The sequence below is a fragment of the Flavobacterium johnsoniae genome (genome assembly GCF_030388325.1).
In the GTDB taxonomy this organism is placed as follows: Bacteria; Bacteroidota; Bacteroidia; order Flavobacteriales; family Flavobacteriaceae; genus Flavobacterium; species Flavobacterium johnsoniae_C.
The window spans coordinates 2605852-2621288 of the sequence record NZ_CP103794.1 but is presented as its reverse complement, the minus strand read 5'-3'; the positions used below and the strand labels follow the sequence as shown (position 1 = coordinate 2621288).

Genomic DNA, 15437 nt, shown 5'->3' with positions numbered 1-15437 from the left:
TTATGCGTTCTAAGAACTTTGTCAAAGTTTAAAACTTTGACAAAGTTTTCGATATACTATTTCTTCACTGGAAATTTCCAGTCAAATTCGTCTTTATCATTGATGATTGCTCCAATTTCAAACTTCACAACTTCATCAAACTCTGTTTGAAGAATAAACCAATTGTCTTCGTTGAAATAATTTTCGAAAGTATCAAAAGTTTCCTGATTGTATTTTGTGATTCCTTTTGTTGCTAAATCTTTCTTTACATCAGCAATTTTTCTTCCAATTAATTTGAATCCGAAAACTTCTAGATTATTACTTGAAGCTACAAGATAACCTAATTTTAAATCTTCTTCTTGATAAAATGTCAATCTGATTTTATGCGCATTATACACAAAAATCACATTATCATCTTCGTCTTTATAATTTTTATCAGGTTTTCCTAAAGCTGCTGTTACATCATTCTGCTTCATTCCGAAAAGCAGTTTATCAATTCCTGATTTTAAATTTATTTTCATATTTCGTTTTCTTTATTTGAAGTGCAAATTTCGTGAAGTTTTTTGTTGTTCCGCCACGAATTGCACAAATTTTCTCGAATTTTAATTATCTATACGTTACTTGTTTGTCAGGCTGAGCGAAGTCGAAGCCTACGCAAGTCAAATCCGCATTTGGGCTTCGACTTCGCTCAGCCTGACAATTATTTAAGAGAAAAAAAACTTAGTCCCTTAGCATCTTAGAACCTCAGCACCTTTTAATTTTTCTTTTTATTCGGTTTACTACTCATATAAAAAGTAATTTTTCCTCCGTTTATAACATCTTCATGTTTTAAGAATGGTCTAGAAAGTTGTTTTCCATTCAAAAGTACTTTCGAAACAAACACATTTTTATCAGATTGATTGACCGTTGCAACTTCAAAAGTTTTTCCGTTTTCTAAATTCAAAATAGCATTTTTCATTAACGGACTTCCTAATGCGTATTCGTCTGAACCTGGCGCAACGGGATAAAATCCTAAACTGCTAAAAATATACCAAGCGCTCATTTGCCCGAAATCGTCATTTCCTCCTAAACCATCTGCACCATTTCGGTACATTTTTTTCAAAATCATTCTGATTTTATCTTGCGATTTCCAAGGAGAATCTGTCCAATTGTACAAATAAACCACGTGATGAGAAGGCTCATTTCCGTGAACATAATTTCCGATAATTCCGTCTCTTGTAATATCTTCTGTGTTTTCGAAATATTTATCTGGAAGATGCATGTTGAATAAAGAATCTAAACGAACTTTAAATTTATCATTTCCTCCCATCATTTTAATCATATCAGCAGGATCTTGTGGAACGTATAAACTGTAATTCCACGAATTTCCTTCTATAAAACCTTGTCCATGCGTATCAAGCGGATCGAATTCTTTTTTGAAAGTTCCGTCATTTAATTTCGGACGCATGAAACCTGTTTTTTCGTCGTAAACGTTTCTATAATTTTTAGATCTTTCTATGAATTCATTATAAATATCCGTTTTTCCTAATTTCTTCGCTGCCTGCGCAATTGCCCAATCGTCGTAAGCATATTCTAAAGTTTTAGAAACCGAAGAACCATTTTTGTCTTCTGGAACATAACCTTGTTTCATGTAATATTCCAATCCATCATAATAAGGAACTTTAGCAGTATTTACACAAGCTTGAAGCGCTTTTTCGGCATCAAAACTAATATTGCCTTTTACAATTGCATCTGCTACAACAGAAACCGAATGATACCCAATCATACACCAATTTTCATTCGCATAATGTGACCAAATCGGAAGCATTTTATGTACACTTTGATCTGAATGCGCCAACATTGAACTTACCATATCTGCGTTTCTTTTTGGCTGTACGATGTTGAATAACGGATGCAAAGCTCTATAAGTATCCCAAAGTGAATAACTTGTGTAATTGGTAAAGTTTTCTGCTTTATGAACATTCATATCCAGACCTTTATAATTTCGATCTAAATCCATGTATTCTGTTGGACCTAAAAAGGCATGATACATTGCGGTATAGAAATTAACTAAATCTTCTTTTTGAATCGTTTCTACCTGAACTTTATTCAATTCTTTATTCCAAACTTCTTGGCTTTGTTTTTTTACTTTTTCGAAATCCCAATTCGGAATTTCTTTTTTCATATTTTCTAATGCTCCCGCTGAACTTACAGGCGAAAGCGCCATTTTAATTTTGATTTTTTCGCCTTCATTGGTATCAAAATCAAAGAATAATTTTAAGTTTTGTCCAGCCATTTCAGGGAAATTTTTCGTTTGATCAAATCTTCCCCAAAAACCTTTATACACACTTTTTTCTTGCGCTGTTTGTCCGTAGCTTTTTATTGGTTTGCTGAAAGACATTGCAAAATAAACCGTTCTAGTTCTCGCCCAACCATTTGTCTGGCGATAACCCGTAATTAAAGTATCGTTTTCTACACGAACAAAAGTCCAAACATTCTTTTTATCATAATTGTAAATTCCAGAAGTAAGATCTAAGATAATATGCGCTTCATCAGACTTTGGAAAAGTGTATTGATGCATTCCAACACGAGTTGTTGCCGTCAATTCTGCTTTAATTTTATGGTCTTCTAGAAAAACGCTGTAATAAGCTGGTTCTGCTTTTTCTGTAGAATGAGAAAATGCTGATCTGTAACCTGACAAAGGTTTTGAAGCAACACCTGGATTCAATTGCAATTTTCCTGTTGTTGGCATAATTAAGAAATCGCCCAAATCTGAATGTCCTGTTCCGCTGAAATGCGTGTGACTAAAACCTACAATCGTTTTGTCTTCATATTGATAACCTGCACAATATTTATAGACTTCGCCATTGTATTTTCCATTTAAACTATAAGCGATTGTATCGGTTTCTGGACTCAATTGTACGCTTCCAAAAGGTACAGTTGCGCCCGGATAAGTATGTCCCATTTTTGCTGTCCCAATCATCGGATCAACGTATTGAATTAGATTTTTAAGTTCGCTGTTTTTTTTCTGTGCATTTGTAGAAAGAGAAAAAGCAAATAACAATGCTCCAGCTACAAAACAAAAAGGAGTTTTTTGCAACATATTTAGAAAGTCTTTTTTATAATTATTTTTAGTTTAGAAAATTACAATAAATTTAAATTTTAAACTAAATACATTTGAATATCTTTGAAATTCAAAAAATAAACGCCTGATGAAAAAGTATATTTTACTTCTATTTTTAATTTACTCATTATCTGGATTTTCTCAAAAAGTAGAAAGTTATAAATTAACAAAAGAACAAATCATTCAGAGAGAACTTAACGGAATCTCAGATTTTCCGATTTACAAAGCAATTGAATTTCAAGATAAAGGCGGTGTTTATGATTTGGTTTTCACAGAAAATCAAAAAATAATTTCTAAAAAAGATACTTTAAATACCAAAATTCAGGCAATTTGCGTGATGAATGATCATGGCGGTTTTTTAGAAAAATGGAGAATTAATGATTTACTAGAAGATTATAACCCTAAAGAAACTACTATTTGGTTTTGGACAAAATATTGCAGCACGAAAGATCTAGACGGTGACGGCTATATTGATCCAATTGTTGTTTACGGATCAAAAACCGAATATGGAGAAATAAGACGTGTAAAGATTATTACAGTTTACAAAAACAAAAAATATGCAATTCGCGCCGTTGAATGTGAATTAGACGATTGCAGAAGTTTTAAAAAGGATCAGAATTGGAATGCACTTCCACAAAAAATCGAAACTTATATTGATCAATTGATTGTAAAACTTAGAAAAGAGCAGAATTTGCTTTTGAAAAACGGCTAAAATAATTGATAATTGATAATTGATAATTGATAATTGTTAATTGTTAATTGTTAATTGTCAATTGTTAATTATCAATTGCTATTCGTTCATTTCATCGTAACGTTCTGGAACCTGCGGGTCGTAAAGCGGACATTTGAATTCTTCCATGACATCAACTAATTTATTCATGGTTTTTCCTTCTGTTCCGTAGCAATCTATTTTTACGCTTTGTGGAGTTGTAATTACTTGAAAAGCGCCTTTTCCTTTTGGATTCTTCCAGCTGTTTTCATCGACTCTTTCCCAGTCAGAAAAAACAGAATTGATTCTATTTACGATTACTTCTATTTGAAGAACAGCCAGCCCTTCTACTTCTTCTTTTTCAAGTAACGCTTCATAAACTTCTTGATTGTTTAAGTAGATTTCGTCTAGATATTTCCAAAAAAGTAATTCGTACATAATGTAAAGTGTTTAAAAACATAGAGATGCACAATTGCGCATCTCTAAATATAATAATTATTTTAAAAGTTACAAAACCTTTGCAACTCTGAACCTTTGAATCTTTGTAGCTAGATTAATAATTGAATGTTCCGTATTCGCTAGTAATAGTCAGTTTCTTCTCTTCAGAAGCTTCTACTCTACCTACGATTTGCGCATCTACATTGAATGATTTTGAAATTTCGATAATATCTTGAGCAATATTTTCAGAAACATAAAGCTCCATTCTATGACCGCAGTTGAATACTTGATACATTTCTTTCCAATCTGTTTTTGATTGTTCTTGAATCAACTTAAACAATGGCGGAACTGGAAACAAATTATCTTTTATAACATGTAAATCTTTTACGAAATGTAAAATTTTAGTCTGTGCACCACCACTGCAATGTACCATTCCGTGAATATCTTCTGGAGTATATTTGTCTAAAATTTTCTTGATAATCGGTGCATAAGTTCTTGTTGGAGAAAGCACTAATTGCCCTGCATTTATTGGGCTATTTTCTACTTCATCTGTTAAATTAACTTGTCCTGAATAAATTAATTCTTCTGGAACTGCTGCATCATAACTTTCTGGGTATTTTTTAGCTAAATATTTTCCGAAAACATCATGACGTGCAGAAGTAAGTCCGTTACTTCCCATTCCACCGTTATATCCTTTTTCGTAAGTCGCTTGTCCAAAAGAAGCCAAACCAACAATTACGTCGCCAGCTTTGATGTTTGCATTATCAACAACATCGCTTCTTTTCATACGAGCTGTTACTGTAGAGTCTACAATAATAGTACGAACAACATCTCCAACATCGGCAGTTTCTCCACCAGTTGAATGAATTGTAACTCCAAAAGATTTTAATTCGTTGATTAATTCTTCTGTTCCGTTAATAATTGCCGAAATAACTTCAGCCGGAATTAAGTTTTTATTTCTTCCAATAGTCGAAGAAAGAAGAATATTATCTGTTGCACCAACACATAATAAATCGTCAATATTCATGATTAATGCATCTTGAGCAATTCCTTTCCAAACAGAAAGATCTCCAGTTTCTTTCCAATACATATAAGCCAAAGATGACTTTGTACCTGCTCCATCGGCGTGCATGATAAGGCAATGTTCGTTGTCCTGAGTTAAATAATCTGGGACAATTTTACAGAATGCCTGTGGAAATAAACCTTTGTCAATGTTTTTAATGGCGTTGTGTACGTCTTCTTTTGATGCCGAAACACCTCTTTGTGCGTACCTTTTGCTAGAATCTGAACTCATGAAAATTAGTTTGTGTTGATGTGCTGCAAAGATAATCCCTTTTTTTAATTCTTTAGCTTATTCGAATATTTGATTCATAAAAAAATCGGCAGATTGGAATATCGCCGATTTTTCACAGATTAAATTATGTTGGTTATTGTGGTATTTCTATTTTATTTTTTCAATTTCTTAGATTAAAATTAGAAAACTTCCTCAAAGTCAAGCAAGTTATAAGTAAATATTTTTGCAAAAAACAACTTTTTCTCGACAAACTGCCAATTCTTTCGATTAATTACAGTTATTCTTAGATGATTTTACAGGAATAAAACTACTTATTTAGATTCTTCTAAATTTTATTTCATAAAAAAACCTGCCTAAACAGACAGGTTTTGAGAAAATTATGTTCAATTATTTAGTAAATAAAAGTTCTCTATATTTAGTTAATGTCCAACTTTCGTCATCAACCAATAATTCTAATTTATCGCAATGATTACGAATATCTTCAAAATAAGGTTTTACTTTATTGCAATATGCTTCCGCCATTTTTTGAGCGTCTGTCAACTGATTGGCTTTCTTTCTTTCATTTGTCATCGCTAATACTTTTGTATTAATTCCTTCAATATGTCCAGAAATTTCTTTTATTAAAGTAATCTGCTCTTTAGCGATATTTTCAAATTCTTTTCCGAAGATTTCTTTTAAACCTTTTACATTTTCAATTAAAGTATTTTGGTAACGAATGGCAGTCGGAATAACATGATTTCTTGCAATATCTCCTAAAACTCTTCCTTCAATTTGGATTTTTTTAGTGTATTCTTCCAATTCGATTTCATAACGCGCTTCTGCTTCAACATGATTAAAAATACCCAATTGCTCAAATAAGTCTAATGCTTGTTTCGAAACTTTAGCTTTTATGGCTTCTGGAGTTGTTTTAAAATTGCTCAAACCTCTTTTAGCCGCTTCTTTTTCCCAAGCTTCGCTGTAACCATCACCTTCAAAAAGAATTTTTTTAGATTGTTTGATGTATTCTCTTAAGACATTGAAAATAGCATCATCTTTTTTCATGTCTTTATTCTCAATCAGATTTTCCACTTCATTTTTAAAATCGATTAACTGTTTTGCTACAATTGCATTAAGCGTAGTCATTGCATTTGAACAGTTTGAATTTGAACCAACAGCTCTAAACTCAAATTTATTTCCTGTAAAAGCAAAAGGAGAAGTTCTGTTTCTGTCTGTATTATCTAATAATACGTCTGGAATTTTTCCGACAACGTTCAATTTTAAATCTGTTTTTTCTTCTGGCGAAAGTTTTCCAGTTGTTACGCTTTCTAACTCTAACAAAACTTTTGACAATTGTGCTCCAATAAAAACAGAAATAATCGCTGGCGGCGCTTCATTTGCTCCTAACCTATGATCGTTACTTGCCGTTGCAATTGAAGCTCTTAATAAAGTTTCGTTATCATTTACAGCTTTTATAGTATTAATAAAGAATGTCAAAAATTGTAAATTGCTCATTGGCGTTTTACTTGGACTTAACAAATTAACTCCCGTATCTGTAGCCAACGACCAGTTGTTGTGTTTTCCTGAACCGTTTACACCTTTAAATGGTTTTTCGTGAAATAACACTTTAAAATCATGACGCTCAGCAACTCTCTGCATTACATCCATTAATAAGGAGTTATGATCTACGGCAAGATTTGTTTCTTCGAAAATTGGAGCCAATTCAAACTGATTTGGCGCAACTTCATTATGACGCGTTTTTACCGGAATTCCCAACAACATACATTCCTGCTCTAAATCTCTCATATAAGTAAGAGCGCGAGTCGGGATAGATCCGAAATAATGATCATCTAATTGCTGACCTTTTGCAGAAGTGTGTCCTAATAATGTTCTTCCCGTCATCATTAAGTCTGGGCGAGAATTTGCCAAAGCTTTATCAATCAAGAAATATTCTTGTTCCCAACCTAAAGTTGCTGTTACCTTTTTTACGTTTTTGTCAAAATATTTACAAACTTCTGTCGCTGCTTCATCAATTGCTGATAATGCTCTTAATAAAGGTATTTTATTATCTAAAGCTTCACCTGTATAAGCGATAAAAACCGTAGGAATACATAAAGTTGTACCATATATAAAGGCTGGCGAAGTCGGATCCCAAGCCGTGTAACCTCTTGCTTCAAATGTATTACGGATTCCACCGTTTGGAAAACTTGATGCATCTGGTTCTTGCTGTACTAATTGTGCTCCCCCAAACTTTTCTACAGGATCACTTCCATCATAAGAAGTATCAAAAAAAGCATCGTGTTTTTCTGCTGTTGTTCCTGTAAGTGGTTGAAACCAGTGTGTATAATGTGTAACACCTTTTGCCAAAGCCCATTCTTTCATTCCCATCGCAATATAATCTGCCAGTTTCCTGTCAATTTTAGTTCCATGCTGAATGGCATCTCTTACTCCTTTTAAAGCATCCGAAGTTAAATATTGCTTCATTGCTTTTTCATTAAACACATTTGAACCAAAAAGATTCGATTTTCTATCAATTTCTTCAAAGTGAACCGGCTTTCTGTTAGAAGCTTCTTGTAAAGCTTGGAAACGTAATGTTGACATTGGTTATATATTTTAAATTCGTAATAATTTTCACTAAAAAAATGAGGAACAAATATAAACAATTAATAAGCCTGATTTGAATATAAATTTTAGATTTTTGAACTATAATTTTTCAACATAAAGTGCTTTTTTCGAAGAATAATGAATTCAAAGCAAAGAAATATAACAAAACTGTGCGGTAATATTGATTAAATAAACATTTTTTCATAATTCCTTAACTCAGAAACTCAAAAAAGTGCCGTAATTATTACGAATTTATTTTTTTAACCTAACTAAAATTGCTTTTTTTAAAATATACCCCTATCAAAATTGCGCTTATCCAAAAAATAATACTTCGATAAACAAAATAGCCCCCTAATTTTTAGGACTAAAAAAATAAATCTATATTTGACCCAACGAAAAAAAACAAAAAAATTAATTTATATTATTATGGCTAAAATTAAGTTAGAGTACATTTGGTTAGATGGATATGAACCAACTCAAAATCTTAGAAGTAAAACTAAAGTTGAAGAGCACGAAAACTTCAAAGGAACATTAGAAGAACTTGGAAACTGGTCATTTGATGGTTCGTCAACTAAACAAGCTGAAGGTGGTTCTTCTGACTGTCTTTTAGTACCTGTTGCAATTTATCCAGATCCAACACGTATCAACGGATACTTAGTAATGTCTGAAGTTATGTACGCTGACGGAACTCCGCACCCTTCTAACGGTAGAGCTACAATTGATGATGATAATGATGATTTTTGGTTTGGTTTCGAACAAGAGTATTTCATCATGGATACTAAAACTCAACTTCCACTTGGTTTCCCAGTTGGAGGATACCCTGCTCCACAAGGGATGTACTACTGTTCAGTAGGTGGAAAAAACACACACGGAAGAAAATTAGTTGAAGAGCATGCTGATTTATGTATCGCTGCTGGAATCAACTTTGAAGGAATCAACCAAGAGGTTGCTTGCGGACAATGGGAATTCCAATTATTCGCTAAAGGTGCTAAAAAAGCTGGAGACGAAATCTGGGTTGCTCGTTACCTATTAGACCGTTTAACTGAGAAATATGGTTACTATATTGAATATCACCCAAAACCTCTAGGAGATACAGACTGGAATGGTTCTGGAATGCACGCTAACTTCTCTAACGAAGTATTAAGAACATGTGGAGACCAAGCAACTTACGAAAGAATTTGCGAAGCTTTCCGTCCTGTTACTTCTGAGCACATCGCGGTTTACGGAGCTTACAACGACCAACGTTTAACTGGTAAACACGAAACTGCTTCTATCCACGATTTCTCTTATGGAGTTTCAGACAGAGGATGTTCTATCAGAATTCCTTTAATGACTGTTCAAAAAGGATGGAAAGGATGGTTGGAAGACAGAAGACCAGCTTCTAACGGAGACCCTTACAAAATTGCTGCTAGAATTATCAAAACTGTTAAATCAGCGCTATAATTTAAGCTTACAATATATTTTAAAAATGCCAACATTTATTTGTTGGCATTTTTTTTTGCTTATCAATTTCTTCCAACTTTGTCAAAGTTTAAAACTTTGACAAAGTTCCCATCCGTACAATAAAAAGAATTGCACTTTTCTATTCAAAAACAAGTTTTTACACTTGAAAAACCTTATAACTATATAACAAACAACATTTTACATTTAACAAATATTCCTTAATTTTAAAGCTAAATTTAATTTTTAAGTTAAGCTTCAAAACTTATCTTTGTATATCATTTAAAAAATTCATTATGATAGTCTGGACTCTCTTTTTACTTGCTGTAATTTTTATTCTTGCTTTAGATCTTGGTGTCTTTAACAAAACACCACATATTATTAGCACAAAAGAAGCCAGCAAATGGACTTTAATCTGGGTAACTTTATCGTTTCTTTTTTCTGGTGTAATCTACTGGTTATACACCACCGATTATATAGAAAATCCTGATGGATTAAAACCCGCGGTAGCTTCAATGAAGTTTATTACAGGTTACTTAATCGAATTATCTTTAAGCGTAGACAACATTTTTGTTATTGCAATTATCTTTGCTTCATTTAAAATTCCGCAAAAATACCAGCACCGTGTTTTGTTCTGGGGAATCCTGGGAGCGATTGTTTTCCGAGGTTTAATGATTTTCTTTGGGGTAATGCTGATTAACAAATTCACTTGGACGACTTACGTATTTGGATTGTTCTTACTTTTCACCGCTGCAAAAATGTTGTTCTCTGGCGAAGATGAAGATTTTCATCCAAAAGATTCGTTCGTATACAAAACATTAGGAAAAATTATCCCGATTACATCTGAAATGGATGGAGAGAAATTTTTCATTTCAACTAAAACGGCAAAAAAAGCAGCAACTCCATTATTTGTAGCTTTAATTGTTATTGAAGTTATGGACGTTTTATTTGCTGTAGACAGTGTCCCGGCAATTCTAGCTATTACTAAAGATCCCTTTTTAGTATTCAGTTCTAATATTTTTGCGATTCTTGGACTACGTTCTATGTATTTCTTCTTAGCCAATATGTTGGCAAAATTTAGTTATTTAGAATATAGTTTAGTTGCGATTCTAGCTTTTGTTGGATTAAAAATGTTACTTCACGACTGGATTCACGTTCCAGAATGGGCTTCATTAGGATTTATCGCTTTATCTCTTTTAGTTGGAGTTTTGGTTTCATTGAAATTTGGAGAAGAAAAAGTATTGACAGATTCTGATAAAGAATAAGCTTCTGAAATATATAATCATAAAAAAAAGGAAATCTTACGATTTCCTTTTTTTATGATTTTTAAATAAAATTATAGCTTAACTCTTTTAACATTACTATCATCAATATTATATCTTTTGATTACTGCATTATAATCTGAATAGTCAGCTTTATTTACAGATTTACCAGAAAAAGATCCTGGCACAATAACAATTCTAAAAACCTGATCTTGAGTCCAATCTGATGACAGTTGACTTAAAGGAAAATCTGCACCAAGAAATATATTTATTCTATTGATAGAAAAATCATAATTAAAATCTAAAGCACCACCATCTGTCATATAATAAGTTTGAGGAATTAGTCTCCAAACATCATTACCAGCTGAAACAGTGTAAAGATGATAAACCAAGACAACATCACTTTCATAAATAGCTGGAGTTAATGGAATAGTCACACTATAACCACTAGGATTAAAATCAACTTCTCTTTCAAAAACTTCACTAATTGTATCATAATCAATATTATCATCATTGCTCGAGCAACTCGAAAACGCCATTAGTCCTGCAACAGCGAATAAGGTAAGTATCTTTTTCATAAACTTGTTTTTTTAAGGATTATACTATAAAGATATTCCAAAAATCAAACCAAAAAAAGCGATTCGGTTTATTTTATGTAAAAAAAGACTTTATTTTTTCGCAGTCACCTGATTCTTAAGAAGTATTTTATTGAAAAATAATACATGATACGGAAGTGAGTTTTCCCAATAATCCCAAGTATGTGCCCCAGGACGTTCTGTATAATCGTGATCTACTTTATTATAAACCAATCTTCTGTGCAATTCTCGATTTGGTTCAATTAAAAAATCATCAACACCGCAATCTATAATTAACGGAAGTTTATTTGTCTTTAATTTATCAGCCATTCTTAAAACAGAATTTTGCTCGTATAAATCAGTATTACCGCTTTTATCTCCAAAAACTGGCTGCATTAATTTTACAATTTGAGCTGAAGAATCTCTATTGAGCATCGTACTCATATCTACTGCACCGCTCATACTTCCTGCTGCACAAAATAAATCTGGATGTCTTGCCGATAAATACAATGCGCCATGTCCGCCCATAGAAAGCCCAGTGATTACTCTTCCGTTTCTATTAGCAATTGTTTTATATGTTTTATCTACTTTCTGAATCACTTCTTGAGTAATAAAAGTCTCAAACTGACTTTCTTTATTTACAGGACTATCAATATAAAAACTGAAAGTCTCACCTTCTGGCATCACAATAATCATATTGTATTGATCTGCAAGATTATGAACCAGTTTTTTGTTTGGAGTATTTTTAAGCCAATCACTAAAATGTCCGTATGCTCCGTGCAATAAATACATAACCGGAAAAGTGGTTTTGCTTTTAGCATAAGAATTTGGCAAAACTACCGCAGCTTTGTAGGTTTTACCCATAGCAACGCTAGGAACTTGTAAAGTGTCTACTTTTGCGGCATATGTCATGGTGGTAAGACAAAGCAAAAAGACAGACAAGAGCATTTTAATTTTTTTCATTTTATGTTTTTTTTCTGATTAGGGAATGTAAATATAACTTTTTTCAGAATAGAACATATGAAAAATCCGACCAGTTTGCGACTGATCGGATTCCGTATTTTTTTTGCCACAGATTAAAATGATTCTTAGGATTATTTTAATTTAAACTTCAAAAAATCATTTTAATCCGTGTAATCTGTGGCATAAATTCTTAACTAATAATAATCTTGTGCTCATGTCGGTATTGCGATGCACTTTTTCCTGTGTATTGTTTGAAAGATTTACTGAAATGGCTAAAATTATTAAAACCGCTTTCGTAACAAACTTCATTAATACTAATTGGCTGTTCTGCTAAAAGTTTAGAAGCGTGCACCAATCTATATTCATTTACAAATTCTGTAAATGTTTTATTCGAAATCTTTTTGAAATAACGGCAAAACGAAGGCGTGGTCATACTTACCAAACTCGAAACCTCATCTATCGAAATAGATTCCTGAAAATGATCTTTCACAAAATTGAAAACCACATTCATACGGTCATTATCTTGAGTTTGCAATTCTAATGAAAATCCGTCGGCGTTTAATATTGTAGATTCTGTCGAAGAATCTAATTCATCCAGAATTCCTAAAAGAGTAAGCAATCTTTGAAATGGCGGTTCATTTTCCATCATTTCGATTTTCTTTCCTATTCTTTTTTTCGTTTCACCACCAAAAGCGATTCCGCCTTTAGCTTGTTTTAAAATATTCTGAACTTTTTTCATTTCAGGAGCGATAAAAAAATCGTTTCCTAAAAATTCAGGTTTTATATGAATAACAGTTTCTGTTGTATTTCCTGTTTGTTCATTTGTAAATCCGCAATGAGGCAAATTAGCTCCTATTAAAAGTAAACTACCATTGGTATAATAAGAAACATGGCTTCCTATTTGTCTCTTCCCCGCCCCGCCATTAATATAAACCAACTCAATCTCTGGATGATAATGCCATAAATGAGCTTTGCTATTGGTCTTTTCGGCGTGTTTGGCGTAAGTAAAAGAACTTCCGTATGAGTTAGTTATCACTTCAAGAGCTGGGGCAATAGTCTTCATGATAATTTCTTTAAAAAATAATAGCAAATTTAACAAAAACACCTAAAATAATTTAAATTTTAACCTATAACGGTTTCGTAAATGATGATTTTGCATAAAAATCAAGCATTTTGCACTGATGATTTTACATGAAAATGGACTTTTTTTTAAGGTCTCGTTTTTTTCTCCATGATTTTTTTTAAATATCACAATTTGATGTGTGATTTTATGCCAATATGGTATTTTTTGTAGGAAATAAGGAAGTTTTAAGAAGAATCAAATTTTGAATAAACTTTGAAAAATAACAATCAAATTAACAGAAACATAACATTAAACGCAAATTTTAACCTATAACGGTTTCGTAAATGAGAATATAGCATATAAATTGGAAAATACAGTTGTTAAAATAACACACATGCTGCTATAACTTTGCCTCAGAGAAATGAACTAAAAAAATTAATACTACAGAATATGAAAAAGATTATGAAATTAAGTTTAGTATGTGCAGTACTTTTAACTGGAATGAGTACTTATGCAATTGATGGAAATGAAGCATTAAATCTTCATGTATTAAAAGGAAATGGCAAGGTTATTGCATTTGGAATTAATCAACTTCAAAAAGCTACTATTAGCATTTATGATACAAATGGTAATGTACTATATACTGAATACGCTTCTGGTAAAGACGGAATTTTAAGAACTTTCAGTTTAGAAGAGTTTCCACAAGGAAAATATATCTTAGAAGTTGCTGATAGCTACAAAAAAGTAAAATACGATATTACAGTAGATTCTAAAAACTCAGTTTTGTCTTCAAAAGGAGTTTCTTCAGTTTACTAAGAAAATATTAAAGTTAAGTGTTACTTCACGGCACTTAAAATTTTATACTCTAATACAGTATAAAAAGTGAGGTTAGATAGTTAGTAAGTTAAAAACTTTCAAAAGTTTTAAAAACGGCTCTTTGTGGTTACTGAGCCGTTTTTTTTTGCTTTATACTTTTTTATTTAACCGCAAAGGCGCTAAGGTTTACGCAAAGTTCACAAAGTTTTATTTTAAAGCTTTGCGAACTTTACGTTTTTTATAAACCTCAATTATCAAAATTCCTAGCGTTCTTTGCGTAAATCTTTGTGCCTTTGCGGTTAATAAAACAACCCAGATAAAAACTTTGCAATTCAGCATCTCAGTATCATAGAACTTTCCATATTCTTACAATCTTAAAAGAAATTATTAATTTATTGTAAATTTAAAATCAAGAAAAACTTTGAAAAATAATAACCAAATTGACTAAAACGATGAAAATAAAATCAAATTTTAACATATAACGGTTTCGTAAATGAAAATATAGCATATAAATAGGAAAATATAGTTGCGCTTTTATACTTACAACAGAAGTAATTTAGCATCAGAGAATTAGAACTATTAATTTAAAAATTAAGTCCCATGAAAAAGATTGCAAAAATTAGATTAGTAGCAGCGTTGCTTTTCACTGGAATTAGCACTTACGCAATTGATGGAACGTCGGAGTTTAATCTTCACGTATTAAAAGCTAATGGTAAATTGATCACGTTCGGTCTTAACCAAACACAAAAAGCCAACTTAGCAATATATGACAAAGAAGGAACTTTAATTTATTCTGAAACTGCTTCTGGCAAAGATGGAATTTTAAGAACTTTCAGTTTAGAAGAATTTCCAGAAGGAACTTACTTCTTAGAAGTTGAAGACAATACAAAAAAAGCAAAATACGAAATCACTGTAACTGACGAAGCAACTATTTTATCTAAAAATGCTGTTGCATCTGTTTACAAACCAGGTTTTGCAAAAAATACTAGTGTGGCAACACGCTAAAAAAGTTTTATACTCTCATACAGTATAAAAAGTGAGGTTAGATAGTTAGTAAAGTTTAAAAACTTTTTAAAGTTTTAAAAACAGCTCTTTGTGGTTACTGAGCTGTTTTTTTTTGCTTTTTATTTAAAGTTTTTAACGCAAAGTTCGCAAAGAAAAAGCGCAAAGTCCGCAAAGTTTTTTACACAAAGCTTTGCGGACTTTGCGCTTTCT

13 protein-coding genes are annotated in these 15437 nt (G+C 32.0%); 5 read left to right on the top strand and 8 right to left on the bottom strand.

The features are described from left to right. Positions 1 to 56: 56 nt before the first annotated feature. Both NYQ10_RS11355 and NYQ10_RS11350 read right to left on the bottom strand, forming a co-directional pair. A complete protein-coding gene (locus NYQ10_RS11355; protein ID WP_289880923.1) occupies positions 57 to 500 on the bottom strand; it encodes a hypothetical protein in 444 nt (147 codons plus the stop codon). 233 nt (positions 501 to 733) lie between these two features. Continuing rightward, positions 734 to 3061 carry a GH92 family glycosyl hydrolase gene (locus NYQ10_RS11350; RefSeq protein WP_289880921.1) on the bottom strand — a complete coding sequence of 776 codons (2328 nt, stop codon included), beginning with the start codon at positions 3059 to 3061 and terminating at the stop codon, positions 734 to 736. A gap of 109 nt (positions 3062 to 3170) precedes the next feature. Between NYQ10_RS11350 and NYQ10_RS11345 the strand changes: the two genes are divergently transcribed. Beyond that, a complete protein-coding gene (locus NYQ10_RS11345) occupies positions 3171 to 3794 on the top strand; it encodes a M949_RS01915 family surface polysaccharide biosynthesis protein (RefSeq protein ID WP_289880918.1) in 624 nt (207 codons plus the stop codon). 78 nt (positions 3795 to 3872) lie between these two features. On the opposite strand, the gene NYQ10_RS11340 is transcribed toward NYQ10_RS11345, so the two are convergent. The 3 genes from NYQ10_RS11340 to NYQ10_RS11330 all read right to left on the bottom strand — a co-directional run bounded on the left by NYQ10_RS11340 (position 3873) and on the right by NYQ10_RS11330 (position 8100). Next, the gene (locus NYQ10_RS11340; protein WP_289880916.1) at positions 3873 to 4229 is read right to left on the bottom strand and encodes a hypothetical protein; all 357 of its coding nucleotides are present in this window, start codon (positions 4227 to 4229) and stop codon (positions 3873 to 3875) included. A gap of 115 nt (positions 4230 to 4344) precedes the next feature. Then, positions 4345 to 5523 carry an AIR synthase related protein gene (locus tag NYQ10_RS11335; protein WP_289880915.1) on the bottom strand — a complete coding sequence of 393 codons (1179 nt, stop codon included), beginning with the start codon at positions 5521 to 5523 and terminating at the stop codon, positions 4345 to 4347. 387 nt (positions 5524 to 5910) lie between these two features. Beyond that, positions 5911 to 8100 (bottom strand): glutamine synthetase III family protein, encoded by a 2190-nt coding sequence (locus tag NYQ10_RS11330; protein ID WP_289880913.1) that lies wholly within the window; start codon positions 8098 to 8100, stop codon positions 5911 to 5913. Between the two features lie 429 nt (positions 8101 to 8529). Here NYQ10_RS11330 and NYQ10_RS11325 point away from each other — a divergent pair, with 429 nt between their 5' ends. Both NYQ10_RS11325 and NYQ10_RS11320 read left to right on the top strand, forming a co-directional pair. Continuing rightward, positions 8530 to 9546: a glutamine synthetase beta-grasp domain-containing protein gene (locus tag NYQ10_RS11325; protein ID WP_289880912.1), complete on the top strand. Its 1017-nt coding sequence runs from the start codon at positions 8530 to 8532 to the stop codon at positions 9544 to 9546. A 293-nt stretch (positions 9547 to 9839) separates the two neighbouring features. Continuing rightward, the gene (locus tag NYQ10_RS11320) at positions 9840 to 10808 is read left to right on the top strand and encodes a TerC family protein (RefSeq protein ID WP_289880910.1); all 969 of its coding nucleotides are present in this window, start codon (positions 9840 to 9842) and stop codon (positions 10806 to 10808) included. A gap of 71 nt (positions 10809 to 10879) precedes the next feature. Here the strand turns inward: NYQ10_RS11320 and NYQ10_RS11315 are convergent, their stop codons facing one another. The 3 genes from NYQ10_RS11315 to NYQ10_RS11305 all read right to left on the bottom strand — a co-directional run bounded on the left by NYQ10_RS11315 (position 10880) and on the right by NYQ10_RS11305 (position 13406). Then, a complete protein-coding gene (locus NYQ10_RS11315) occupies positions 10880 to 11383 on the bottom strand; it encodes a hypothetical protein (RefSeq protein ID WP_289880908.1) in 504 nt (167 codons plus the stop codon). A 90-nt stretch (positions 11384 to 11473) separates the two neighbouring features. Further along, on the bottom strand, positions 11474 to 12343 hold the full coding sequence (locus tag NYQ10_RS11310; protein ID WP_289880907.1) for an alpha/beta hydrolase: 870 nt from the start codon (positions 12341 to 12343) through the stop codon (positions 11474 to 11476). A 190-nt stretch (positions 12344 to 12533) separates the two neighbouring features. Next, positions 12534 to 13406, bottom strand: a complete 873-nt coding sequence (locus NYQ10_RS11305) for an AraC family transcriptional regulator (RefSeq protein WP_276174468.1) — start codon at positions 13404 to 13406, stop codon at positions 12534 to 12536. A gap of 450 nt (positions 13407 to 13856) precedes the next feature. Between NYQ10_RS11305 and NYQ10_RS11300 the strand changes: the two genes are divergently transcribed. After that, positions 13857 to 14222 (top strand): DUF3244 domain-containing protein, encoded by a 366-nt coding sequence (locus tag NYQ10_RS11300; RefSeq protein WP_289880905.1) that lies wholly within the window; start codon positions 13857 to 13859, stop codon positions 14220 to 14222. A gap of 600 nt (positions 14223 to 14822) precedes the next feature. Then, on the top strand, positions 14823 to 15227 hold the full coding sequence (locus tag NYQ10_RS11295) for a DUF3244 domain-containing protein (protein WP_289880903.1): 405 nt from the start codon (positions 14823 to 14825) through the stop codon (positions 15225 to 15227). The last annotated feature ends 210 nt before the right edge of the window (positions 15228 to 15437 follow it).